Genomic DNA, 23521 nt, shown 5'->3' on the forward strand with positions numbered 1-23521 from the left:
CTACTGCCCTAGGAGGCGCCGGCGGTGTCGGCGGGCCTACCGGGCTCATCGGCAGCGGGGGGACCGGCGGTTTCGGCGGCGCCCGAGGGGCGGGCACCAACGGCGGGGTCGGTGGTGCCGGCGGGGTTGGCGGCGTGTTCGGCAACGGCGGCTTCGGCGGGCACGGTGGTGCCGGTGACCTGACCGGTGGCGGTGGGGCGGGCGGAGTCGGCGGAGCAGCCAGCTGGTTCGGCAGCGGCGGGGTTGGCGGTGCCGGCGGGGAGGGTGCGCCCGGTGGTAATGGGGGTGCCGGCCCGGTACTGATTGGCAACGGCGGTATCGGCGGTCTCGGTGGAGCCGGTGCGGCCGGCGGCAACGGTGGCGCCGGCGGCACGTTGTTGGGGGACGGTGGTGCGGGCGGGCAAGGCGGTACCGCGGTCGCGGGCATCCTGGGCGGCCTTCCCGGACAGGGCGGTAACGGCGGCAACGCCAACTGGTTCGGTTCCGGCGGCAACGGCGGGCAGGGCGGCACCGGTCTCGCGGGGACAAACGGGGTCAACCCGCCCCCGAGCGGTACAGCCGGGCCCGGTTCCACCCCGGCACCCGTGTCGATCACGAATAACGGCATCATTGGTGCTCACATCATTTTCAACGGCGCGAACGGCGGCACCGGCGACCCCGGCGGCGCCGGCCAGACCGGCGGCACCGGGGGCACCGGCGGCGCCACATCGGTGACGAACACCAATACCGGCTCCATTACGGGCGTCATCGACATGACCGCCGGCAGCGGCGGCAATGGCGGCACCGCCGGTGCCGGCGGCAATGGCGGCGCGGGCGGGGCCGGCGGGGCCGCCACGGTCACGAACAACGGCTCGATCACGGGAGCCGTCAATGCCAACGGCGGGGCCGGAGGTAACGGCAACACCGGTAGCGCCAGCGGCGGTGACGGTGGCGCCGGCGGCATGGGCGGCCTGGGTCAAACCGCGGGCAATGGTGCCGCCAACGGCGGCGCCGGCGGCAACGGCGGTGCGGCGAGCCTGGCATTGGGCGCAACCGGCGGTAACGGCGGTACCGGCGGCGTGGGCGGCAACGGCGGACATGGCGGGATGTTCATCGGCAACGGCGGTGCCGGAGGCGCAGGAGGGACCGGTGGTACCGGCGGTATCGGCGCCGCCGGCTTCGCCGGCGGTGACGGCGGCGCCGGCGGCCAGGGCCTCAACAACGGCACGGGCACGGCGACCGGCGGCAACGGCGGTCTCGGCGGAGTCGGCGGGATCGGCGGCACCGGCGGCACGGGTGGCACCGGGGGTGTCGGCGGCAACGGCGGCGGCGCCGGATTCATCGGCATCGGCGGCGCCGGCGGCACCGCTGGCGCAGGTGGTTCCGGCGGGATCGGTGGCATCGGCGGTGCCGGTGGCGACGGTGGTTTCGGCGGGGCAGGCACCACCACCAGCACCGCGGCCACGTTCGGCGGCGCCGGCAACGTCGGCGCCCTCGGCGGCAACGGCGGCACCGGCGGCGCGGGAGGCGCCGGCGGAACGACCGGCGGCAGCGGGGGAGCCGGCGGCGTGATCGGTTGGGCCGGCGCCAACGGCGGCACGGGTACCGGTGGCACCGGTGGCAACGGCGGTCAGGGCGGCGCCGGCGGCAATGGCGGCAACGGTGGAAATGCGTCGACGGGCGGCACCGTCGGCCAAGGCGGCAATCTGGCGCTGGGCGGGCAAGGTGGCCAAGGTGGTGCGGCCGGTGGCCCGGGCGGCAACTCCGGGTTCACCGGCAATCTGGGGGTGCCCGGCAGCAACGGGTCGCCCGGCACCATAGTGTGATCGGGCACTCATCGGCGGTACCGTCACTGTCATGCCGACGAAAAGGCAGCGCGCGACGGGCATGCCGGCCGCCGATTCGGTTGTGCCGCAATACCCGATCGAATCGGTCGACAATGCGCTCAAGCTGCTGTTGCTGCTCGGTGAGCGCCCCGGGATCCGGTTGAGCGAGGCGACCCGGTATCTGGGTATGGCGTCGTCCACCGCGCACCGGCTGCTGGCGATGCTGACTTATCGGGGCTTCGTGCGCCAAGACCCGGTGTCGAAGGTGTACCTACCCGGGCCGGCGTTGACCAGCGTGGCGTTTTCCATCTTCAGCCGTATCGATATCCAGACGACCGCCATGCCCATCATGCGCGGTCTCAGTGAGCGTCTGCGGGAAACGATTCACGTCGGCATGCTGGACGGTGCCAGCGTTCGGTTCGTGGCCGCGGTTGAGGGTCCGGCCGCGGTAAGGGTGGCTTCCCGGCTGGGCCGCACGATGCCGGCGCATTGCACGTCGACGGGCAAGGTGCTGCTAGCCCAACTCTCGGAACCTGAACTGCGGCAACTACTTCCGCATGAGGTGCTGCACCGCGTCACTGACCATTCGATCGGCAGCCGCACCGAGCTGGAGGCCGAGCTTTCCCGCATCCGCGAATGGGGTTATGCCGTCAACCGGCAGGAGAGTGAGGAGGGCGTGGCGTCGGTTGCGGTGCCGATTCCCACCAAGGCACCAGGTTTGCGGCTTGCGCTCAACGCCGCGGCTCCGCATAGCCGCTTGGACGTCGCCCAAGTCTCGTCGGTTGCGGCCGCACTTGCCAAGGCGGCCAAGGAGATCGGTGATCAGCTAGGCTGAACACCCAACCGGGCCACCTCGTGTCGCCAGGCCGATTCGATGTTGAAGTCAGATCCCAAGTCTGGCAAGTCGTCCCAATCGGCTTCGTCGATGTCGCGCAGAGCGCCGCCGGCACCCTTGACCCGCAACGACATTCGGGCCAGCCTGTCAAGGCTGATCGCCTGTAACACGGCCTGCTCGACGCTGCCGGCGGCACTGGTGATTCCGTGGCCGCGACAGATCACCACCGGCGCACCGCCCATCGCGGCCACCATCTCCTTGGCCAGCGCTGAGTTTCGGATCAGCACGGCGCGTTCGTAGACGGGCACGCCGCCGCGCGCGAGCCGTGCGCCGGGAATGTCGTAGGCGCCGTAGATCGGCCGCAGCGCGACGCCGGCCAGGTCGGCGGCGACGACGGCTGGAGGGTGTAAGTGCGCGACCGCCCGATATGCCGGGTTGGCCAGCGCTCATCCGTTGCCGCAGCGACAGCGACACCGGGCTGACCTGGCTGGGGCACCCGGTGCATCCGCCGCTGACTTCGTTCGCCAGTGGAGCGCTCGGCACCACCGTGGCCCTGGATGCGCTGAGCGTGCTGCCGGGCCGGCCCGCCGCGGAGGTGCTGGACGCATCGCGGTTTGCTAGCCGCGCACTGGGGTTGGGTATTGCGGCAAGCGTCGGCTCGGCTGTCACCGGGATTGCCGATTGGCAGCACACCCACGAAGAGGACCGCCGGGTGGGGCTGGTGCACGGCTTGGTGAACACGGCCGCGATCGCGCTGTACGTGATGTCGTGGGTGGACCGCCGCCGCGGCCACCACCTTCGCGGGATCGCAGCCAGCGCGCTGGGCTACGCCATCACCGTCGGCGGCGCCTACCTCGGCGGGGCGCTGGTGTTCGAGTCCGGCATCGGGATCGACCAGTCGGGGGGCCGGCTGCGGACCAAGGACTGGACACCGGTATTGCCCGCGAATTCGTTGAACGGCAAGCCCGTTCGGGTCGAGGTCGACGGCGTGGGACTGGTGGTGTGCCAGACCGAACCGGGGCAGGTGGCGGCGTTCGGTGAGTTCTGCCCACACCTGGCCGCGCCGATGGCCGACGGCTGGATTGATCGCGGCCGGCTGGTGTGCCCGTGGCACGGCTCGCGGTTCGCGCTGGAGTCCGGTGAGGTGTTGCGCGGGCCGTCGGCGGCGCCGCTGCCGTGTTATGAGGCCCGGCTGGTCGACGGAATGGTGCAAGTGCGTGGCGACGGTCATGAAGGCCTGCCCGCGTCGGAAGGGATTGCCAAGTGAACGCTTACGAAGTGCTTCAGGAACACCACGTGGTGATCAAGGGGCTCAGCCGCAAGATCAGCGAGGCGCCGGTGAACAGCGCAGAGCGCTATGCCTTGTTCGACGAAATGCTGATCGAGCTGGACATTCACTTCCGCATCGAGGACGACCTCTACTACCCGGCCCTGTCGGCTGCCAGCAAGCTGATCGCGGTGGCTCACGCCGAGCACCGTCAGGTGATCGACCAGCTCTCGGTGCTGTTGCGCACGCCCCAGAGCGCACCCGGGTACGAAGACGAATGGAACTCCTTCAAGACCGTCCTCGAAGCGCACGCCGACGAAGAGGAACGCGACATGATCCCCGCTCCTCCCGAGGTCAAGATCACCGACGCCGAACTCGAGGAACTGGGCGAGAAGATGGCCGCACGCATGGAGCAATACCGCGGATCTGCCGCCTACAAGCTCCGTACCAAGGGCAGGGCCGCGCTGGTCCGAAGCCTGTAGCGTCGCCCAGCCGATTACCGGCGGCCGATTCCGGCCATCATGATCGGGGTGAAGACGCGGATGTCCTCGCCGAAGCGTGCCGCGGCCGCGTCGGCGTCCTCGGGGGAAATGAGCCCCGCATCGACGACGGCATCCCGCAGGCTTTCGAAGGACAACCTGAAAAAGTCGAAACCCGCTGTGGCGGAATCGATAACACGGGCGCGGCCGTCACCGCGGACCTCGGTGAGCCCGGCTGCGGCCAGGTCGGCGACGACCTGGCGGCCGTAATGTGGTTCGAAGCCGGAGCGCTGCATGAAGGACAGGATCGCCTCGGTTACCCGGTCGAGTTCGGCACCCGCCCCCTCGAAGCCGAAGGCGGTCCAGTCGTAGTCCTCGATGACCATCCACCCGCCGGGCCGCAGCACCGCGGCCAGCCGGTCGATGATCTGGCGGCGGTCCGGCAGGTGTTCCAATACCAGCCGGGAATGCACCAAGTCGAACTCACCTTGGGGAAGCTGGTCGGTCCTGATGTCGAGGCGGCGGACCTCGATCGTGTCGCCGGCCAGCGGTTCGATGAAGCGGGTATCGATGTCGACGGCCACCACTGCGGCACCGCGGCCGCTCATCCACTGCAGCAACGAGCCGCCGCCGGCGCCCACTTCCAGGCACCTCCAGCCGGGGCCGATACCGAGGTGGTCCAACAAGGCTTGCGTCCCCGGGTCCCACAGGGTTTCGATGCCGGCCAACCGGGTCCGCTCCTGCGAGAAGCCTTGGTCGTAGACGTAGTCACGCGCCATGGCGGTAACGCTAGCCCCATAGGTCCGGGTTGCCGATTGCGAGTAGCCTCACGCTTCGTGAATGCCGCACCGCAGCGCATCGCGTCCCAAGCCGACATCACGTCGGAAATCAATGCCATCGCAGCCGAATACCAGCGCAGCGGCGGGGCGGAGACCCAGCCCCTCCTGGACTACCCGCCGTATCGCAGCAGTATCCTGCGCCATCCCGAACGCGCCCTGCTGACCGTCGACCCCGAGGAGGTCGAGCGCCGGGCCCCATGCTTCGGCGAGCGGGATGTCGACCCGCTGGATGCCGACCTGACGGCAGGTCATCCCGGCGAGCCGATCGGGGAGCGCTGCATCGTGGCCGGCCGGGTTCTCGACGGAACCGGCAGACCGGTGACGGGTCAGCTGGTGGAGATCTGGCAGGCCAACGCCGGCGGCCGCTATCGCCACCGGGGCGACCAGCATCCAGCTCCGCTGGACCCGAACTTCACCGGCGTCGGCCGCTGCCTCACCGGTGCCGACGGCTCATACCGCTTTGTCACCATCAAGCCCGGTCCCTATCCGTGGCGAAACCATCACAACGCCTGGCGACCCGCGCACATTCACTTCTCGGTCTTCGGGACGGCGTTCACCCAACGCCTGGTCACCCAGATGTACTTCCCGGGCGATCCGTTCCTGGGATTGGATCCGATATTTCAGTCGATCGTGGAACCCGTTGCGCGCCAACGGTTGCTGGCCACCTACGATCATGGCCTCACCGAGCCCGAGTACGCGACCGGCTACCGGTGGGACATCGTGGTGTCGGGCCGCTGCCGGACCTGGACCGAAAACCGCTAGCGATGGATCAATGGGCTGGTACCCCAGGGCAAACCGTCGGACCGTTCTTCGGCATCGCGTTGTCGTATCCCGGCGACAGCCAGCTGGTCGCCGATGAGCATCCCGACGCCATCGGGTTACACGGCACGGTCTACGACGGCGCCGGTGTTCCCGACGCCCTGCTCGAAATTTGGCAGGCCGACGGAGACGGTCGCATTCCACGACAGGCCGGCTCGTTACGGCGCACGGGTACCGGCTTGGCCGAGTTCACCGGATTCGGCCGGGCCGCGACCGACGCGGACGGACATTACCGGTTCACCACCGTGGCACCCCGCTCGGTCGACGGCTGGGCGCCGTTTTTCGTGATCGCCGTCTTCGCCCGGGGCTTGTTGCACCGGCTGTTCACCCGCGCCTACCTGCCGTCGCCTGAACTGGATGCCGATCCGCTGTTGGCCCGGGTCGACCCGCCGCGGCGCGCCACGCTGCGGTGCGTCGACGAAAACGATTCGGGCCGTGTCGGATACCGTTTCGACATCCACCTGCAGGGCCCGTCCGAAACCGTGTTCCTGACGTACCGGGACGATATGCGATGACCAACCTGTTGTGGCCCGGCGACCAGCGCGCCGGCGACTACCTGAGCGACGAGTCGCTGCTGCGGTCGATGGTGGCAGTGGAATCCGCCTGGCTGGGGGCACTGGCCGACGCCGGACTGGCGCCCGTCGACCGGGCCGGAGCGGGCCTGCGGCATCTGGTGGGCGAGCACGACTGCGAGCTGCTCGCGGTCACCGCCGAGGACGGCGGGAACCCGGTCATCGGGTTGGTGTCGCTGCTGCGAGATCGCGCCCTGCCGGCCGTCGCGCCGTGGATCCACCGCGGATTGACCAGCCAGGACGTCCTCGACACCAGCCTGATGCTGGGAATGCGTTCCGTTGTCGACCATTTGATAACGGAACTGGCGCAACAGATTACGACACTGTCGGCGCTGGCCAGGGCGCATCGGGGCACCCCGATGGTGGCCCGCACCCTGACTCAGCACGCGGCGCCCACGACGTTCGGCGCCAAGGCCGCGGTATGGCTCAACGGCGTCGTCGACGCCTATCGGCGGCTCGGCGCGCTGACCATTCCCGCTCAGTTCGGCGGTGCTGTCGGAACCTGGGCGGCCACAACCGAATTGGCCACTCTACTCACCGCCACCACGGAGCCGACGGACTTAGCTGATCGTGTAGTGCGCAGTGCCGCCACCACTTTGGGACTTCAGGTGCGGCTACCGTGGCACACCACGCGGACGCCGGTCACCGCCGCCGGCGACGCCCTGGTCGGGTGCACCGACTGCTGGGGCCGCATCGCCGCCGACGTCGTCACCTTGGTTCGCCCCGAGATCGCCGAACTGGATGAACCCGTCAGCGGACCGCGCGGCGGATCGTCGTCGATGCCGCACAAGCGTAATCCGGTGCTGTCCATCCTGATCCGTCGAGCCGCCATCGCCGCGCCGCATTTGGCCGCTACCCTGCATACCGCCGCGGCGCTTGCCAACGACGAACGCCCGGACGGTTCCTGGCATGTCGAATGGGACACCCTGCGGACCCTGGCCCGCCGTACCGTGGTCGCGGGCTCCCAGTGCGGCGAACTGCTGGCCGGACTTGACGTGCATACCGCGCAGATGGCCCAAAACCTCAGTGCGGCAGATGTTCTGGGTGAACAGCAGGTGATTGCCGACTTGGCCGGAACGGAAGCGTCGCCAAGCTACCTTGGCGCCGTCGACCGGTTGATCGACCAGAGCCTGCAGCGTGCTGAGCGCGCGCTCGGCGGTGGTTCGTGAGTGCGCCATGTACACATCAGATTGATAATATGTATGCATGCGGAAACGGACGACGATCGAGATCGACGAGGACCTCCTGACGCGGGCAAAGCGCGCCCTGGGCTGCGCGACGACTCGGGCGACCGTCGAAGAGGCCCTGCGGCGAGCCGCCGCCGAAGCAGAACATGCGCAGGACGAGCGAGCGGCTCGGCAACGGCGCTACTTCACCCGGCTCGCCAGCCACGTCGACGAGAAAGTGCTCGGCTCGGAGGAGATGTGGCGCTAGCAGGTTGGATCCTCGACAAGAGCGCGGCGGCGCGTGCGTCCGATCCCGTCATCGGCGCCCAGCTCGCGGAACTGGCCGGGCGGTTGTTTATCTGCCTCGTCGGGGAGCTCGAGCAGCTCTACTCCGCCCGCTCGGCCCGCCATTACGACCAGCTGCAGGCCGAGCTGAGCGCTAGCTTCGACATTGTGGCGGCGCCACCTGACGTGCTGGAGCGAGCGTTGGCGCTCCAGCGTGACCTCGCTGATCACCACGGAATGTGGCACCGCACCCCGATCCCGGACCTGATGATCGCTGAGACGGCTGTCTATCACGGGCTCGGCGTTGTGCACGTTGACCGTGATTACGCCCGGATTGCCGAAGTCCGGCCACTGACCGTCCGCCGCCTCGGCTAGAGGCCGTCGAACGACGGCCGTGTGGCTTCGGCGCCGCCGTTGTCGTGCGATCGCCGGTTACGCTCCGGCCCCGGGCTGACACTCGAAATCGCCGACCGCGCCAGCAGGTACGCCGGCTCGTGACTTTTGCCTCTACTGGTCATAGGTTCGGCTTTGATCGCATCAATAGTGACTGCAGACACTAAGGAGATGGCGATGACCGACAACGCCAACAACGCCAACAACGCCAAGTCCTACCATGTCGACGTCCTGATCGAGGAGCGCGACGAACGGACCCGGGCCAAGGCGCGACTGGTCTGGGGTGATCACACACTGGTCGGTGTCGGCCTGGCCCGGCTCGACCCGGCCGACGAGCCGGTGGCCGAGATCGGCGACGAACTCGCGATCGCACGGGCCTTGACGGATCTGGCGAATCAGCTGTTCGCGGTGACGTCGGCCGACATCCAGGCCAGCACGCACCAGCCGGTCACGGGTCTGCACCACTGAGTTGGCGGGGATGCACGTCCCCGCGGAACCGCGTTAGGACTTGTTGACGGCGAGGTGCTCGAGGAACCAGTCGCGCGCCAGAGTTGCCGCGCGTTCCAGTGTGCCCGGTTCTTCGAAGAGGTGAGTGGCGCCGGGAACCACCGCCAGTTCGCACACACCCGGGATCGCCGCCTGCGCCTGCTGATTCAGTTCGAGGACCAGCTCGTCGCGGCCACCGACAATCAACAGGGTGGGCGTGTGTACGTCGCGGAGCGCATCGCCCGCCAGATCGGGCCGTCCGCCACGGGATACCACCGCCGTGACCTTGACCCCGGGATGTGCGGCCGCAACCAGAGCCGCGCCGGCCCCGGTGCTGGCCCCGAAAAAACCGACCGGCAGGGAAGCGGTGTCGGGCTGGCCGGCCAGCCAGCCGGTGACGTCGACCAGTCGCCGGGCGAGCAAGCCGATGTCGAAAACGTTGGCGCGGTTGCGTTCTTCCTCGGGTGTCAGCAAGTCGAGCAGCAGGGTGGCCAGCCCGGCCCGGTTGAGGACCTCGGCGACGTATCGATTGCGCGGGCTGTGTCGGCTGCTTCCGCTGCCGTGAGCGAAAACGACGACGCCGCCGGGGTGTTCGGGAATGGTCAGCCGCCCGGCCACCGATACCGGTCCGGCAGTCACCCGGACCTCCTCGTCACGCGGTGGCGGGTCACCGGGTTGGCTGCCCGCGCCGAATTCGGCGCGGGCGCGACGCAGCAGCGCCACCACCTCGTCGTCGGAGGTCTGGGCGAAGTTGCGGTATCCCTGGCCGACCGCGAAGTAGGGCACGGGTGTTTCCAGGCACACCACCTTGTCGGCGTACCCGGCGAACCGTTGGGCGATGTCCGTCGCTCCGATGGGAACGGCCAGGATCACTCGGCTCGCCCCCTGGACACGGGCTACCTCGCAGCCGGCCTGCGCGGTGGCTCCGGTCGCGACACCGTCGTCGACGATCACCGCGATGCGCCCGGCGAGCGCGACCGGGACGTGGTCGCCGCGGAAACGTTGCGCTCGGCGCTGCAGTTCGGCCCGCTGGGTGGTCTCCACCGCGGCCATTTCCCGGTCGGTGAGGTGTGCCTCGCGCACCACGTCGTCGTTGATCACCCGCACACCGCCTTCCCCGATGGCGCCGAAGGCGAGCTCGGAGTGCGCCGGCACGCCTAGCTTGCGCACCAAGAGCACGTCGAGGGGAGCGCGCAGCGCCCGGGCGACTTCGAAAGCCACCGGAACACCGCCTCGCGGCAGACCCAGCACCACCACGGGCTGACCCCGTAAGAATTCCAGCCGGCGCGACAGTTGCCGGCCGGCGTCGATGCGATCCGTGAACTGCCTCATACGTCGAGTGTCCATCCCCTCACGGATTCCCGGTACTGCCGAGCGTCACGAACTCTGTCCGGCCAGCCTGTCGGTCGCGGCATAGCGCAGCAGCGCGCCCACACCGTCGGCGGGTGCCAACTGGTCGTCGGCGCGCACCAGCGACGCGTCAACGGCGATCGCGGCAAACGGCAATGCTTCGTCGGCCCGAACCACCCGTGCCACCGGCTCACCGAGCTCGGACAGCGCGTCGGCATCGGGAGCGACGGTCGTCCGCGCCGCGCCGGTGACCACCGTGGTGTCGCCCAGGTCGCCGATGATCAGCGTGTCGACATCGCCGTCACGCAGCGCCGCGCACACCGCGGCCACCCCTTCGGCGGCCAGCCCCGAACCACGTCCCAGCTGCGCCTGGAAACGCTCCGCAACGTCGGTCAGCTCGGCGGATCGCCGGCGGGCGAACTCCGCTGCCGTCAACTCGCGGATCTCGTCCTCGCTGATGCCGCTGGTGCGGGCTCCGGCATGCAATTGGGACACCCGCCGCGCCACCCGTTGCGGCAATGCCGAAACCAGGTCGGAGCGCGAACGGACCTCGCCGCAGACGAACACCACCTCCGGGTCGGTCTCATCGACGAGCCGGGTGAGGTGGTCGGCTACGGCGCGGCAGTTCATCCGGATGGCTTCCTCGGTCGTGTGCTGCAGATCGCCGTAGCCGCTCCAGCCCGCGGTGACCGGTTTGTGGACCGGGTAGCCGCCGCCGTCGATACTGGTGGAACTGAACGAGTCACCGCGGTACAGCCGGACGTCGGCCCCGGTGTGGTCCACTGCGGCGAACACGTATGTGGGCCGCGGCATTTCGCGGTCGATCAACGGAACCAGATAGGGGTACTCCGACAGCCGGACCACCGTCATCGGCGGCGGGCTGAGGAGTTGCTCGTTGACCAGCACCTGGTCGCTGGTCGCGATGACCGCGCGGCCGCGCCGGCCCACGGCCGGTCGATGGTTGAGCACCGCGTCTTCGAGCTTGCCGACGAGTTCCGCATCTGTGCCCAGCTCCTCGAGATGCCGACGGATATCCCGCCATTTCGCCTCGAGTTGCCCGACGGCATCGGCGGTGTCGTGGGAGTCGTCGAAATAGACCGAGGCGACCGGACCTTCGGCGGTTACCAGCCATCGGAGGCGTTCTGATCGCATGTGCACCTTCTCCGCTCTGTCGTCGTGATACTTACCCGCAGGTCGCCTGTGCGGCGATCAGTCTTGGTACAGAGCCGCTATCTGGTCGGCGGACTTGCCGACGACCACCTTGCGGCGCAGCTTCATGCTCGGCGTCAGGTCGCCGGATTCGATGGAGAGCTCGCGGTCGAGGATGGTGAATTTCTTGATCTGTTCCCAGCGATTCAGTTCCGCGTTGAGCATGTCGATGTATCCCGCGATCAGGGTGCGCGTCTGGTCGTCGCCGGCGATTTCGGCGAACGATCGTCCGGCCAAACCGTGTTTGGCGGCCCAGTCGGTGATCGCCTCGCGGTCCAGGCTTACCAGTGCCACGCAGTAGGGCTTGGCTTCGCCGATGACGATGAGTTCGCCCACATACGGGCACAGGCCCTTGAACCGCACTTCGATCGCCGAAGGTGCCACGTATTTGCCCTGGGAGGTCTTGAACATGTCCTTCTTGCGGTCGGTGATCCGCAAGTAGCCGTCGGCGTCGACCTCGCCGATGTCGCCGGTGTGAAACCACCCGTCCGGGTCGAGCGCCTCGGTGGTCGCCTCGGGCAGATCGTGGTAGGAGGTCATCAAACCCGGTCCCCTGAGCAAGATTTCGCCGTCGCCGGCGATCTTGACCTCGGTGGCGGGGAACGGCCAGCCCACCGTGCCGAACCGATACGCGTGCGGGCGGTTGATGAACGATGCCGCAGCGGTCTCGGTCAGCCCGTACCCCTCGAGCACGGTGATGCCGATCGCGTCGAACCACTGCGCGACGTTGCGGTCCAGGGCGGCGGCCGCGGAGACGAAAAACCGGATCCGGCCGCCGAAACGCTCACGGATGGTGGCGAACACCAGCCGGTCGGCCAGCTTGTACGCCAACGCAGCGGCCAGCGACGGTTTCCGGCCGGCTTGCCGGGCCGCCGACACCTTCAAACCCACCCCCATCGACCACCCGAAAACCGTTCTCTTGAAACGGCTTTGCTCGGCGACCATTTGTTCGATGCGGGCATGGGCTTTTTCGAAGATGCGGGGTGCGGCGCCCATGACGGTGGGATGCAGGACTGCGAGATTGTCGACGATCCTCTCGACGCGCCCGTCGATGGCGGTGGTGAAGCCGATCGACAGCGGCAGCGCCAGCATCACCTTGCCGAAGGCGTGGGCCAGCGGCAGCCACAGGAAGTTCAGGTCGTCGGGGCCGAGCACGTTGAGAGCATCGATGGCCGCGACGGTGTATGTCCAGGCCCCGTGGGTCAGCCGCACCCCCTTGGGCCGCCCGGTGGTGCCCGAGGTGTAGATCAGGCTGGCAAGCTGGTCGGGACCGACGGCCGCCACCCGCTCCTCGACGGCGTTGGGCGAGTCGGCCAGCAGTTGCTTACCCAGCTGCTCCAGGTCGGCGAGGGTGATCACCCAGTCCCCGTCACCGTTGCCGTCGATGATCACGACCTTGCTCACCGCAGGCAGTTCGGCGCGGTGCGCCAGCAACTTGTCGACCTGCTTTTGGTCCTCGGCGACCACGATCCGGCTGCCGGAGTTGGCGACGATGTAGGCGACGTCGGGGGCGATGGTCGTTGGGTAGACGGTGGTGGTTGCTGCGCCGGCACACATCACCGCGAAGTCGGTGAGCACCCACTCGTATCGCGTCGAGCTGGCAAGTGCCACCCGGTCCTCGGCGGCAATCCCGAGCGCGATCAGCCCCGCGGCGAGGTGGCGCACGCGCTCCCCGACCTGTTCCCAGGTGACGCTCTCCCAGCCGTGATCGTGTGGATAGCGGAAGGCCTCCGCGTGGGGGGTGGCGGCCACCCGGTCGAGAAACATCCTCGCGACCGACGGCGGCCGGCTCTCGATCTTGGAGAAATCGGGCTTCTCCAGCGAGGCGAGTGCGGCGTTCATGACTGATATCCCTGCATGACGATCTTTCTGGTGCGCCTTGACAAGTCCGATGGTTCTGCGGTAGCCGGAGCAGGTATAGGGACCAAAGTCATCCAGCCGACGGCAATCGTCCCTTCAGGCGTCGGCGGGCCGTGCTCAGGCCGCGATGCTCACCTGAATGGACAGGCATTCGCCGATGGCATAGGCCGTCGGCCAGTCGCCGCTACGCACCGCACACGCCAGATCGTCGACCAACGGGCTTTGGACGCCCAATTCCGACAACCAGCCCGCCACGGTGGCCGTGATCTCGTTCGCGGTTACCCGGGCAGTACGTCCGTCGTGCAGGCGGTCGGTCACCTGATAGATCGTCGTGACCTTGTGATGCCGCCATATCGCTGCGTTCATCGTGATCCCCCGCTTCTCCCGAGTTGGTCAGCTCGTAAGTATCGATCTGACCACCGGCGCGGCCCCGGCCCTAGAGGCCAAGAGCACCGTTGCCGGTGTGCTTTGGTCGCTGTCCGGACCCGCCGAAGTCCCTGGCGGAAGGGTCTTTTGGCCCAGGCCATCACCGGACCGGGCGGGTAGCGTACTTCGATGTTGGGGGTGTCGCGCAACCCGAGGAATGAGCGAGATGACAGCTGTAGCAACCGATCACCGCGTGGCGGCGCCGGTCTCGTTCGTGGGCGGGCCGGGGTGAACCCAGTTCGGCCGCAGGATCTGGCAGCGGTAGAGGTGTTCGCCGACATCGCGACGGAGCAGCTCACAGCGTTGGCTGACCACCTGAAGCCGCTGCATGCGGTCGCGGGCGAGGTTCTGATGCGCCAGGGTGACCGGGGGGAGTCGTTTGCCATCATCACCGCCGGCCGGGTCGAGGTCAGGCACGTCGGCCGGGACGGCCAGAGATCGGTGACCGAACTGTCGCCGCCGCTGATCGTTGGCGAAATCGCATTGTTGCGCCACACGATGCGGACGGCGACGGTGATCGCCAAAGACGACGTGTGCGGCTATGTGGGATACAACGACGCCTTCGAGGCCATGCTGGCCATCCCGGCGATCGCCGAGCGAATGGTCCGCACCGCGCGACAACGGTTGGCGGCCTACGTCGCCCCGATCCCGGTATCAGTCGAAGACCATCCTGATCTGCTGCTGCGCCCGGTCCTGCCCGGCGACGCCGAACGGTTCCAGAGCAGCGGCACGTTCTCCCGGGAAACCCTGTATCGGCGCTTCATGTCGTCCTACCAGCTCACCGATGCGCGGCTGGTCTACCTGTTCGAGGTCGACTATGTCGATCATTTCGTCTGGGTCATGACCGATGGCGCCGACGGGCCGGTCGTCGCGGTCGGCCGGTTCGTTCGGGACAACGATGACCCCGCCCTGGCCGAGGTCGCGCTGAGCGTCGGCGATGCGTATCAGCGTCGGGGGATCGGGACGATGCTGCTGACCGCGCTGGCGATCGCGGCGCGCACCGATGGCATCGACCGCTTCCGCGCCCTGGTGCTAGCCGACAACGAAGCCGCTCGCGCGTTGGTGCGCAAGCTGCATCCCTGCTGGGAGCGGGAGGATCCCGGTGTGGTCACCACGACGGTGCAGATCCCAGCCCTCGAGGATCTGCCCCTCGATGAGGTCCTGCGCAAGCAGATCCTGAATGTGGCCTACCAGGTGATCCACGCATTCGACTGAGGCGGGTACAACGCCTCTGCGATCTGGGGCCTTTGCGCCCTACCCGACGGCGAGGTGGCTGCGCAGCATGGACCTGTCCGGCTTCGGTATCGGAAGGAGTTGGTCGATGAAATCGCTCATCGTGTGCGTGTCGACGTCGCACGGCAACACCCGCCGCGTCGCCGACCGGATGGCTGAGGTGCTGCACGCGAAGGTGGTCGAACCCGAGGAAGTCGATCCGCATACGCTCGGCGACTACGATCTCGTCGGCTTCGGATCAGGCATCTACTACATGGCGGTGCACCCGAGGTTACGGAGTTTTTTGCGTCGCCTGCCGCAGGTCGACGGCGTTGCGGCGGTCACCTTCTTCACCAGCGGCGCCCGTGAGATCCCGCTGACGAGCTATCACAAGCCGATGGGAAAACAGCTTGCTGCCAAGGGTTTTGAGGTGATCGGGTTGTTCTCTTGCCGGGGCCTCGACACCGTGGGGCCGTTCGGGTACATCGGCGGGATCAACAAGGGCCGGCCAGACCGCCACGACCTGGATCGGGCTGCGGCTTTCGCCGAACGGATTCGCGAACGGGTCGCGGGGTCCAGAGCGGCGTCCTGACAGATGGCAGCCGAGGAGCGCGACGTCCTGGCCCTGGTGCGTGGCCTGGTCGCCGAGGTTCACCCGCATGCCATGCCCCCCTCGGTGACCCTCGACAGCACTTTCGACGACCTCGGTATCGGCAGCCTCGAACTGGCCGAACTGCTGTTGCGGGTCCAGGGCAAGTACGGGGTGGCGCTGCCGTCGGACCTGCTGGCCAGTGCCGAGACACCGCGCGACCTGGTGGTGGCGGTTGCTCGCGGCCATCCCGTCTTGGCCCCTGAGCGCGGCGCCATGGTGTCTGTCCCCACCACGGAACCGGGAGGGCGGGCGCCCGAAGCGGCGTCGACCCTCAACGATGTCCTCGACTGGCACGTCGGCGCGACCCCGGAGCGCATGCACATCCGGCTGCTCGACGATTCCGGCGGCGGCACGGACCTGACGTATGCGACGCTGCACCGGGAGGCGGCCGCCGTCGCGGCCGGGCTGATCGCACATGACGTCATGCCGGGCGAGACGGTCGCCATCATGTTGCCCACCTGCCGGGCTTACTTCGCCACGTTCGCCGGTGTGGTGCTCGCCGGCGCGGTGCCCGTCCCCGTCTACCCGCCGGCCCGGCCGTCCCAGTTGGCGGATCACCTGCGCCGCACTACCGGCATCCTCGTCAATGCCGGGGCCATGCTGCTGGTCACCGTGCCCGAGGCGGTGACGCTCGGGCACCTGTTACGGTCGAACGTCGAAAGCCTGCGTCACGTCGTCGTACCCGAAACCCTCACGGGCACAGGCGAAGACGTGGGTCCAGGCCGGCCCGCACTGCCCAGGCCGAGAACCGACGACCTCGCCCTGGTGCAGTACACCTCGGGCAGCACCGGCCAGCCCAAAGGGGTGGCCCTCACGCACCGCAACCTGCTCGCCAACATCCGGGCCATGGGCCACGCCGCCGGGGCGTCGGGGACCGACACATTCGTCAGCTGGCTTCCGCTGTACCACGACATGGGTCTGATCGGCGCGTGGCTGGGGTGCATGTATTTCGGTGTCCCGCTGGTGGTGATGAGTCCCCAGGCGTTCCTCATCCGTCCGTCCCGATGGCTGTGGGCCATCCACGCAAACCGGGCGACCATGTCGGCCGGGCCCAACTTCGCCTACGAGCTGTGCCTGGCCAAGGTCCGCGATGACGAGATCGCCGGGCTCGACCTGAGCTCGTGGCGATTGGCCTACAACGGCGCCGAGCCGGTGAGCCCCGCGACGATCGAGCGATTCGCCGACCGCTTCGCCGCGTACGGCTTCCGGCGAGACGCGATGACCCCGGTGTACGGCCTGGCCGAATCCTCGGTGGGCCTGGCCTTCCCGCCACTGGGCCGGGGTCCGTTGATCGACCGGATCCGCCGCGACGAGTTCGTGCACTCCGGTCGGGCCGAGCCGGCCCGACCCGGTGAGCGCCACCAACTGCGCTTCGTGGCCTGCGGCCGGCCGCTGCCCGGCCACGAAATCCGCATCGTCGACACTGCCGGCGCCGAACTGGGCGATCGGCGCGAAGGACGCGTCGAGTTCCGCGGTCCGTCAGCGGCCGCCGGCTATTTCAACAACCCGACGGCCACGCGTTCGCTGTTTCACGGCGACTGGCTCGACACCGGCGACCTGGGCTACGTGGCTGACGCCGACCTCTATGTCACCGGCCGGGTCAAGGATCTGATCATCCGGGCCGGCCGCAACCTGCATCCGGCCGAGCTCGAAGAGGCCGTGGGCAATCTCACCGGGGTTCGCAAGGGTTGTGTGGCGGTGTTCGCCTCCGCCGATCGGTCGGGGGGCGCCGAGCGACTCGTCGTGATGGCCGAGACCCGGCTGACCGAAGACGCCGCCCGCGCCGCGCTGCGCTCCGAAATCGCTTCCACCACAGTTGATTTGCTGGGTGTACCGCCGGACGACGTGGTGTTGGCCCCGCCGCGCGCGGTGTTGAAGACCTCGAGCGGCAAGATCCGGCGGGCCGCCAGCCGGCAACTCTACGAGGCGGGACGAATCGGCGCCCGGCCTCATGCGGTGTGGTGGGAGCTGGTGCGGCTCCGCTTGCGCGGCGCGGCCCCGTCGATGCGCCGCACCGGCCGCGCGGCGTCCGCCATCGCGTTCGCGGCCTACACCTGGGCGGTGTACGCGATCCTGGGGTTAGCGTTGGTGGTTTTACTGATGCTGTTGCCGCGGGAGCAGTGGCGCTGGTGGGCGGTTCGGCGATCGATCCGGCTGCTGGCCCGCCTTACCGGAACAGCCATCACCGTGCACGGCCGCGATCACCTGCCGGCCCAAACCTGCATCGCGGTGGCCAACCATCCGAGCTGGATCGACGGAATCGTGCTCGCCGCCGTTCTGCCCCCGTCGTTCCACTTCGTCGTCGCCGAGCAGCTGCAGCGCGGGCTCTACGGATTTGCGCTGCGGCGGCTGGGCACCCAGTTCGTCGAACGTCACCAGCGTGAGCAGGGTGTGGCCGACACCGATCAGCTGGTGGCCTTCGCACGAGCGGGGCAGTCGCTGGTCATCTTCCCCGAAGGCCGGCTGGCCCGTGCCCCGGGTTTGCGGCCCTTCCACATCGGCGCGTTCGTCGTCGCGGCCGAGGCCGGGGTGCCGGCCCTTCCGATCGCCATCCGGGGGACCCGGTCGGTCATGAGACCGGGCCACCACTTCCCGCGCCGCGGCGCGGTCGACGTCGTCATCGGTGCGCCGATCCGGCCGGTGGGCCCGGACTGGGATGCGGCCGTCGACGTGCAACGCGAGGCCCGCGAGGCGGTGCTGCGGATGTCGGGCGAACCCGATGTCGAGTGACAAGCGGTGGGTGTTGTCACCACGCCGCGCGCGAACCAGAATTCCGCGACGTGGTCGACTCCCTTCGCAGCACCGCGACCGAGATCGCCCATCGCCACCTCACCGAACGGATACCGGCCGGACCTTGGCAGGCGTCAGAGGCGGCGTGCGACGCCTAGGATGTGGGTCTTCGGCGGATCCAGCGCTGACACACGGAAAACAAACCGCTCGACCAACTCGATGCCAAAACCGCCATCCTCCAAGGCCGTTCGAGTGTCGCGTGCTAGATGGCACCCGCCGGACAGCGTCGGCCAAATGGTCGCGTCAGCCGTTCGCTGCAGGGCGCGTCCGACTGGACGCTTGGAGACGACATGCTCATTGAAGCGCAGTTCACCGCCGGGTCGGAGCACACGGTGCAGCTCGGCGATGGCCCGCCTTGGTTCGCTGACCGAGCAGAGCACCAACGAGGTCACGGCGGAGTCGACGCTGGCATCCTCCAGCGGTAGATCCTCGGCCGCCGCGTCACCCAGCTTGACCGGGACTGCCGCGGCGTCGGCTGCCCGCGCCGCCCGCTCCCGCAGATACGGGTCGGGTTCGAAGGCATGTACCAGCGTCACCGCCTGCGGGTAACGGGCGAAGTTAAGTCCATTGCCGGCGCCGATTTCAACCACCTCCCCGGCGAGCCCGGCCAGCATTCGGCGTCGCTGATCGGCCAGCCCCCGCGTTTCGGCGGCCTGGGACTGCTTCACATAGAGCCGCGCACATAGCGGATGGCTCACCGTCTTTCGTCGACTCATCGTTGCGGCGCACGGCGTTCGGGTAACGGACACGCACGTCGCCAGGGCAGCCGCGCAGCGAACTCTGACAACAGCACCTTCACCGCATTCATTGGGAACCTCCGCTCCCGAAGCTATCACAACAGTCGTTATGATAAAAGATAACGTATGATTGGGAGGTGGGTACTTCCTCGACGCCTGATCGCCTGATGGATGCCGCGCTGAAACTGTTTGCCGAACACGGCTACAAGGCGACGACAGTTGGCGCAATCGAAAAAGCGGCAGGCCTAGCGCCCCGATCCGGGGCGCTCTACCAGCACTTCAAGGGCAAGCAACAACTCCTCGAAGCCATGCTGGATCGCGAGCTGAGCGAGATGGACGAGTTGGTTCACGCCATAGCAATGTTGCCCCTCGGCGACCTGCGGGCCGAGCTGACCTTGCTCGCCCGGTGGAACCTCGCCTCCCTGGACCGCCGGGCCGAACTGATCCGCTTCGTTCGCCGCGAGGCCGACCTGCTCCCGAAACGCCAGCGCGCCAAGCTCTATAGCCGCCTCGTCGCGCGACCATACGCACAGGTTGTGGCTTGGCTGGAAAGTCGCTTTCGAGAAGCTGGGATCGATCCGCCCGACCTCGACGCCCTGGCGCTCATCCTGATCGAATCGATGTCCTCCTACCGAGAACTTGACCGGCTATTCGGTCAGATCCCAGGCCAGGTCGACGATGGCCGTTTCATCGACGCTTGGGTCGAGGCAGTATTGGCAATCGCGCACCAGCGCGGCCTGAGCTGATAGCGCTGCGCGAGTGGCTAGACGCCTGCCGGCAAGTGTGCTTGCCGGTCAAGGATTTCGTGTGCGCCGGCCCGCTTGGCAATGCGGCCACCAGGTGGTGTTCGCCGGTGACCTTCGGCGGGACGTAAGACCCTAACGCACCGCATCGTGGGCTGTTAGCTTTGCCGCCATGGCAACATCGGCCGGTGACGACGTCCATGATCGTCCGGGACCACGGCAGCTGGACCCACCCGGCATCGGTGGTTTGAGCAACCTGGTCAAACCATTCCTGCACACCGGCCGGTATTTCGCCCAATCATGGCGCGACTATCTCGATCACACGCCCGACGATCTGCCGATCGCACGACCCACTATTGCGTTGGCGGCCCAGGCGTTTCGTGACGAGATCGTTTTGCTCGGCCTGAAGGCGCGCCGCCCGGTCAGCGGCGGGCACGTGTTCGAGCGCATCCGCGACGAAGTGGCCGCCGGGCTGGAGTTCTACGGTAACCACGGATGGCTGAGGCGGCCGCGCGGATTCTTCGCCGATCCACCGCCACCGGCAGACGTCGCTGTCCGACAGATCAAGGGACGCAGACACACCTTTTTCCGTCTGCATTTCGTCAGCGGCTACACACCGGACCCGGGTGAACCGGGTGCCCACCGTTGGTCGGAATATACCGCGAACAACCGCGCGTACGCGTTGTTGCTGCGCCATCCCGAACCGCGCCCCTGGCTGGTATGTGTGCATGGCACCGAAATGGGGCGGGCCCCACTCGATCTGGCGTTGTTTCGGTCCTGGAAACTGCACGACGAGTTCGGCCTGAACATCGTCATGCCGGTCCTTCCCATGCACGGCCCCCGGGCACGTGGCCTGCCCAAAGGCGCGGTGTTTCCCGGCGAGGATGTTCTCGACAACGTCCACGCGACGGCTCAGGGAGTATGGGACATCCGGCGGCTGGTGTCCTGGATACGGTTGCAGGAGCCGGAATCGCTGATCGGGTTGAACGGTTTGTCGCTGGGTGGCTACCTGGCGTCCCTGGTGGCCAGCCTCGAAGAGGGCCTCACCTGCGCGATCCTCGGTGTCCCGGTCGCTGATCTGGTCGAGTTGCTCGGCCGTCACTCCGGTCTGCATCGTGACGATCCCCGCCGCGATATGGTGACGATGGCCGAACCGATCGGCCGAATGATTTCACCTCTTTCGCTTACCCCGCTGGTGCCCATGGCCGGCCGGTTCATCTACGCCGGTGTCGCTGACCAGCTTGTGCATCCGCGCGAGCAGGTGATCCGACTCTGGGAGCACTGGGGTAAACCCGAAATCGTTTGGTACCCCGGTGGTCATACGGGATTCTTCCGGTCCCGGCCGGTGCAGCGGTTTGTCGAGGAGGCGCTGCAGCAATCAGGGCTTCTGGACCGGCCGGCGGCACAGCGCGACCGCCCGGCATAAAGTCGCGGAGGACGAGATGAATCCACTGGATCCGCTGGACGCGGCGATGATGACCGCGGAATTGGTGTCCAACCCGATGCATGTCGGCGCTGTGCTGATCCTGTCACCACCGCCGGGTGCGGGTCCCGAATACGTCGACGAGCTGTATCGACAAACGCAGGCGAGCAACGATCCGATCGACCCACGGCTGCGAAGATATCCGCATCAGGGTGTAGACACCGGGGGCATCTGGGTATGGCGTGACGCCGACGCCGTGGACATCGGGCAACACTGCCAGCGGCGCACCGTCTCCGGTGACGGTGCCGGATTCTGGCGGCTGATTGCCGAGCTGGATGCCGAGCGCCTCGATCGGTCCCGTCCGATGTGGATGTCGTATCTGATCGATGGCCTCGAGGACGGCCGATTCGCCTTCTATATCAAGGTGCATCACACCGTCATCGACGGTGTGGCCGGGTTCAAGATGATCGCCGAGGCGCTGAGCACCGATGCGGACCGGCGATCGATGCCGCCCTTCTACGCCGAGCACACTCGGGAACGCGCGACGAAGGCGACGTCGACTGGTCTGCTACCTCGTCTGGTGGCGCCGTTGCGGACGCTGGTCGGGACGGCCGCATCCGGGGTTGGGCTGGTGAATCATGTTGTCACGGGCGAAGTGTCGACCATACTCGACAGCTTGATCGGCCATACGACGGTGCTGCCTTTCGGAGCGCCGTACACGCGATTCAACGGCCGTCTCGGATCCGAGCGAGCCGTCGCGGCGGGCAGCTGGCCGAAGACCCGCATCCAGGCGGTGCAACATGCCGCCCGGGTCACCGGCAACGACGTGGTGACCGCGATGGTGGCCGGTGCGCTGCGCCGCTGGTTGCTCGACCGCGGCGAATTGCCCAAGCAGTCGCTGGTGGCCGCCTGCCCGATCACCGTTCGCGGTCACGAGCACACCGGGGAAGATGACGAGCATGGCAACATGTTCGGTCTCTGGTTGTGCCCCTTGGGTACCGACATCGATGACCCGCTGGCACGGTTGAACCTGATCCATCGGTCGATGTCGGAAGGAAAACAGTGGGTGGGCAAGCGCGGAGCGGCGGCATCGCTGTTGACGGTCGCGGGAAGCATTGCCGCTACGGTAGTTTTTCCGCTGCTGCCGTTTTCGCCGAAGATTCGCACCGGCTACAACGTCCCAATTTCACACGTTCCGGGTCCCCGTGCCGAAAGGTATTGGAACGGCGCGCATGTCGATGAGATATATCCGGTGTCCACTGTCTACGACGGTCAGGCGCTCAACGTGACGACGTGCTCCTACGCCGACCGGATAGGGTTCGGCTACGTCGCGGGGCGGGAAATCGTGCCCGATATCGAGACGTTGATCCCGCTGACCGAACAGTGTCTGACCGAGCTGGAAGCTGCGGTGGGCGTGGGGATCTGATCAGGCGGCCCGCGGCAGATCCTTGGGCCGGCTTGCCGTTTGTGGACTCGTTTGGCGCGGGGTGGGAGCCCATCCGATGAAGGTCAGATACAGCCCGGCCAGCGCCATGACGATGAACGTGCCCTGCCACCAGGCCGGCGCATCGATCGCGTCGCTAGCAAACCCCAGGTAGGTTTGGGGGAAGGCCATCAGCAAGAACCCTTTGAGCGTGGTCATCCATCCGACGGCTGACACGATGATCGCGGGGGCGCCCCGCCAGTGCCGGTGCAGCGCGACGACGACCAGCCCGATCAGCAGAGTGAACGCGCCCGCAACCCAGGGCCACACAAAGTTGGCCCGGAACTCCGTGAGCAGCGTTCGCATTTCCGAGGTCCGGGCGATCGCCGTGACGGTGACGATAACGAGAAAGGGGCCGATCACGCGGGCAAACATGCGTGTCCTCGGCGGGGTGGGCGGTGAAGTGCGCATGGCTGTACCTCTATCCGGCGATTATCTGGCGATCGTTGGGACTGGCTGGTCCCATACGCTTATCCGACCGCTTCATCGCTGCCGGCAATAGGGGCGAAAGGCCCAACGGCCGTGCCTCGTTGCCGACTGCACCAAGCGTAGGGACCTTCGCCAGGCGGAAGAGGACTTCTGGCCGCTGACTGACGACCACGTCGGTTCTAGCGTTACTAAGTCGCGCATAAGTAAGGCGACACACGGTGTACGGTGCACTGTCTTTCCGGGGCGGTCGTGTTGACTTAT

At 67.6% G+C, this 23521-nt stretch carries 23 protein-coding genes and 1 pseudogene; 16 read left to right on the forward strand and 8 right to left on the reverse strand.

All coding sequences use genetic code 11. The features are described 5' to 3' along the window. Together AWC07_RS29045 and AWC07_RS22590 are read left to right on the forward strand one after the other, a co-directional pair. The coding region (locus AWC07_RS29045) for a PE family protein (RefSeq protein ID WP_167380121.1) at positions 1-1805 on the forward strand (1805 nt) is incomplete at its 5' end. Between the two features lie 31 nt (positions 1806-1836). Continuing rightward, a complete protein-coding gene (locus tag AWC07_RS22590; RefSeq protein ID WP_036417064.1) occupies positions 1837-2640 on the forward strand; it encodes an IclR family transcriptional regulator in 804 nt (267 codons plus the stop codon). On the opposite strand, the pseudogene phtC reads toward AWC07_RS22590, so the two are convergent. Further along, a pseudogene (gene phtC, locus AWC07_RS22595) lies at positions 2628-3083 on the reverse strand (3,4-dihydroxyphthalate decarboxylase); the annotation flags it as partial. The gene AWC07_RS22590 and the pseudogene phtC sit on opposite strands and share 13 nt — an antisense overlap. Here phtC and AWC07_RS22600 point away from each other — a divergent pair. Further along, entirely contained in the window at positions 3068-3907 is an 840-nt protein-coding gene (locus AWC07_RS22600; protein WP_051508153.1) for a Rieske (2Fe-2S) protein, read from the forward strand. The pseudogene phtC and the gene AWC07_RS22600 sit on opposite strands and share 16 nt — an antisense overlap. Further along, a complete protein-coding gene (locus AWC07_RS22605; protein ID WP_085105237.1) occupies positions 3904-4389 on the forward strand; it encodes a hemerythrin domain-containing protein in 486 nt (161 codons plus the stop codon). Before AWC07_RS22600 ends, AWC07_RS22605 begins: the two co-directional genes overlap by 4 nt. A 14-nt stretch (positions 4390-4403) precedes the next feature. Here the strand turns inward: AWC07_RS22605 and AWC07_RS22610 are convergent, their stop codons facing one another. Further along, positions 4404-5165 (reverse strand): class I SAM-dependent methyltransferase, encoded by a 762-nt coding sequence (locus tag AWC07_RS22610; RefSeq protein ID WP_036420097.1) that lies wholly within the window; start codon positions 5163-5165, stop codon positions 4404-4406. 57 nt (positions 5166-5222) lie between these two features. Between AWC07_RS22610 and pcaH the strand changes: the two genes are divergently transcribed. From pcaH to AWC07_RS22640, 6 genes are all read left to right on the forward strand, one after another. Next, on the forward strand, positions 5223-5987 hold the full coding sequence (gene pcaH / locus AWC07_RS22615; protein ID WP_036420098.1) for a protocatechuate 3,4-dioxygenase subunit beta: 765 nt from the start codon (positions 5223-5225) through the stop codon (positions 5985-5987). 2 nt (positions 5988-5989) lie between these two features. Beyond that, positions 5990-6559, forward strand: coding sequence for a protocatechuate 3,4-dioxygenase subunit alpha (gene pcaG / locus AWC07_RS22620; protein WP_051508305.1), 570 nt, complete (start codon positions 5990-5992; stop codon positions 6557-6559). Then, positions 6556-7785 (forward strand): lyase family protein, encoded by a 1230-nt coding sequence (locus AWC07_RS22625; RefSeq protein ID WP_085105238.1) that lies wholly within the window; start codon positions 6556-6558, stop codon positions 7783-7785. Before pcaG ends, AWC07_RS22625 begins: the two co-directional genes overlap by 4 nt. 37 nt (positions 7786-7822) lie before the next feature. After that, the gene (locus AWC07_RS29050; protein WP_036412641.1) at positions 7823-8050 is read left to right on the forward strand and encodes a type II toxin-antitoxin system VapB family antitoxin; all 228 of its coding nucleotides are present in this window, start codon (positions 7823-7825) and stop codon (positions 8048-8050) included. Next, entirely contained in the window at positions 8041-8442 is a 402-nt protein-coding gene (locus AWC07_RS29055) for a PIN domain-containing protein (RefSeq protein WP_036412642.1), read from the forward strand. Before AWC07_RS29050 ends, AWC07_RS29055 begins: the two co-directional genes overlap by 10 nt. Positions 8443-8637: 195 nt before the next feature. Beyond that, positions 8638-8928, forward strand: coding sequence for a DUF1876 domain-containing protein (locus AWC07_RS22640; RefSeq protein ID WP_036412660.1), 291 nt, complete (start codon positions 8638-8640; stop codon positions 8926-8928). Positions 8929-8961: 33 nt separating this feature from the next. Here the strand turns inward: AWC07_RS22640 and AWC07_RS22645 are convergent, their stop codons facing one another. The 4 genes from AWC07_RS22645 to AWC07_RS22660 form a co-directional block, all read right to left on the reverse strand. After that, positions 8962-10278: a phosphoribosyltransferase gene (locus AWC07_RS22645; protein WP_036412643.1), complete on the reverse strand. Its 1317-nt coding sequence runs from the start codon at positions 10276-10278 to the stop codon at positions 8962-8964. 45 nt (positions 10279-10323) lie between these two features. Then, positions 10324-11448, reverse strand: a complete 1125-nt coding sequence (locus tag AWC07_RS22650) for an Rv2629 family ribosome hibernation factor (RefSeq protein ID WP_036412644.1) — start codon at positions 11446-11448, stop codon at positions 10324-10326. A gap of 57 nt (positions 11449-11505) precedes the next feature. Then, a complete protein-coding gene (locus tag AWC07_RS22655) occupies positions 11506-13347 on the reverse strand; it encodes an AMP-dependent synthetase/ligase (RefSeq protein WP_036412647.1) in 1842 nt (613 codons plus the stop codon). A gap of 135 nt (positions 13348-13482) precedes the next feature. Further along, positions 13483-13731, reverse strand: a complete 249-nt coding sequence (locus AWC07_RS22660) for a hypothetical protein (RefSeq protein ID WP_051507958.1) — start codon at positions 13729-13731, stop codon at positions 13483-13485. 288 nt (positions 13732-14019) lie between these two features. Between AWC07_RS22660 and AWC07_RS22665 the strand changes: the two genes are divergently transcribed. The 3 genes from AWC07_RS22665 to AWC07_RS29420 all read left to right on the forward strand — a co-directional run bounded on the left by AWC07_RS22665 (position 14020) and on the right by AWC07_RS29420 (position 18385). Beyond that, positions 14020-15006, forward strand: coding sequence for a GNAT family N-acetyltransferase (locus AWC07_RS22665; RefSeq protein WP_036412652.1), 987 nt, complete (start codon positions 14020-14022; stop codon positions 15004-15006). 106 nt (positions 15007-15112) lie between these two features. Then, the gene (locus AWC07_RS22670) at positions 15113-15595 is read left to right on the forward strand and encodes a flavodoxin family protein (RefSeq protein ID WP_036412654.1); all 483 of its coding nucleotides are present in this window, start codon (positions 15113-15115) and stop codon (positions 15593-15595) included. Between the two features lie 3 nt (positions 15596-15598). Continuing rightward, positions 15599-18385 (forward strand): AMP-binding protein, encoded by a 2787-nt coding sequence (locus AWC07_RS29420; protein ID WP_085105239.1) that lies wholly within the window; start codon positions 15599-15601, stop codon positions 18383-18385. 134 nt (positions 18386-18519) lie between these two features. On the opposite strand, the gene AWC07_RS22680 is transcribed toward AWC07_RS29420, so the two are convergent. Beyond that, positions 18520-19161: a class I SAM-dependent methyltransferase gene (locus AWC07_RS22680; protein WP_036417572.1), complete on the reverse strand. Its 642-nt coding sequence runs from the start codon at positions 19159-19161 to the stop codon at positions 18520-18522. Between the two features lie 158 nt (positions 19162-19319). On the opposite strand from AWC07_RS22680, the gene AWC07_RS22685 reads away from it, so the two are divergent. The 3 genes from AWC07_RS22685 to AWC07_RS22695 all read left to right on the forward strand — a co-directional run bounded on the left by AWC07_RS22685 (position 19320) and on the right by AWC07_RS22695 (position 22774). After that, positions 19320-19928 (forward strand): TetR/AcrR family transcriptional regulator, encoded by a 609-nt coding sequence (locus tag AWC07_RS22685; RefSeq protein WP_139829833.1) that lies wholly within the window; start codon positions 19320-19322, stop codon positions 19926-19928. Between the two features lie 169 nt (positions 19929-20097). Beyond that, positions 20098-21351 carry an alpha/beta hydrolase family protein gene (locus tag AWC07_RS22690; protein WP_036417570.1) on the forward strand — a complete coding sequence of 418 codons (1254 nt, stop codon included), beginning with the start codon at positions 20098-20100 and terminating at the stop codon, positions 21349-21351. Between the two features lie 16 nt (positions 21352-21367). Further along, complete coding sequence (locus AWC07_RS22695) at positions 21368-22774, forward strand: wax ester/triacylglycerol synthase family O-acyltransferase (RefSeq protein ID WP_036417568.1); 1407 nt, start codon at positions 21368-21370, stop codon at positions 22772-22774. On the opposite strand, the gene AWC07_RS22700 is transcribed toward AWC07_RS22695, so the two are convergent. Next, positions 22775-23206 (reverse strand): hypothetical protein, encoded by a 432-nt coding sequence (locus tag AWC07_RS22700; protein WP_244187665.1) that lies wholly within the window; start codon positions 23204-23206, stop codon positions 22775-22777. It lies immediately after the preceding gene. Positions 23207-23521 lie beyond the last annotated feature (315 nt).

This window comes from Mycobacterium gastri, assembly GCF_002102175.1.
Taxonomy (GTDB): Bacteria; Actinomycetota; Actinomycetes; order Mycobacteriales; family Mycobacteriaceae; genus Mycobacterium; species Mycobacterium gastri.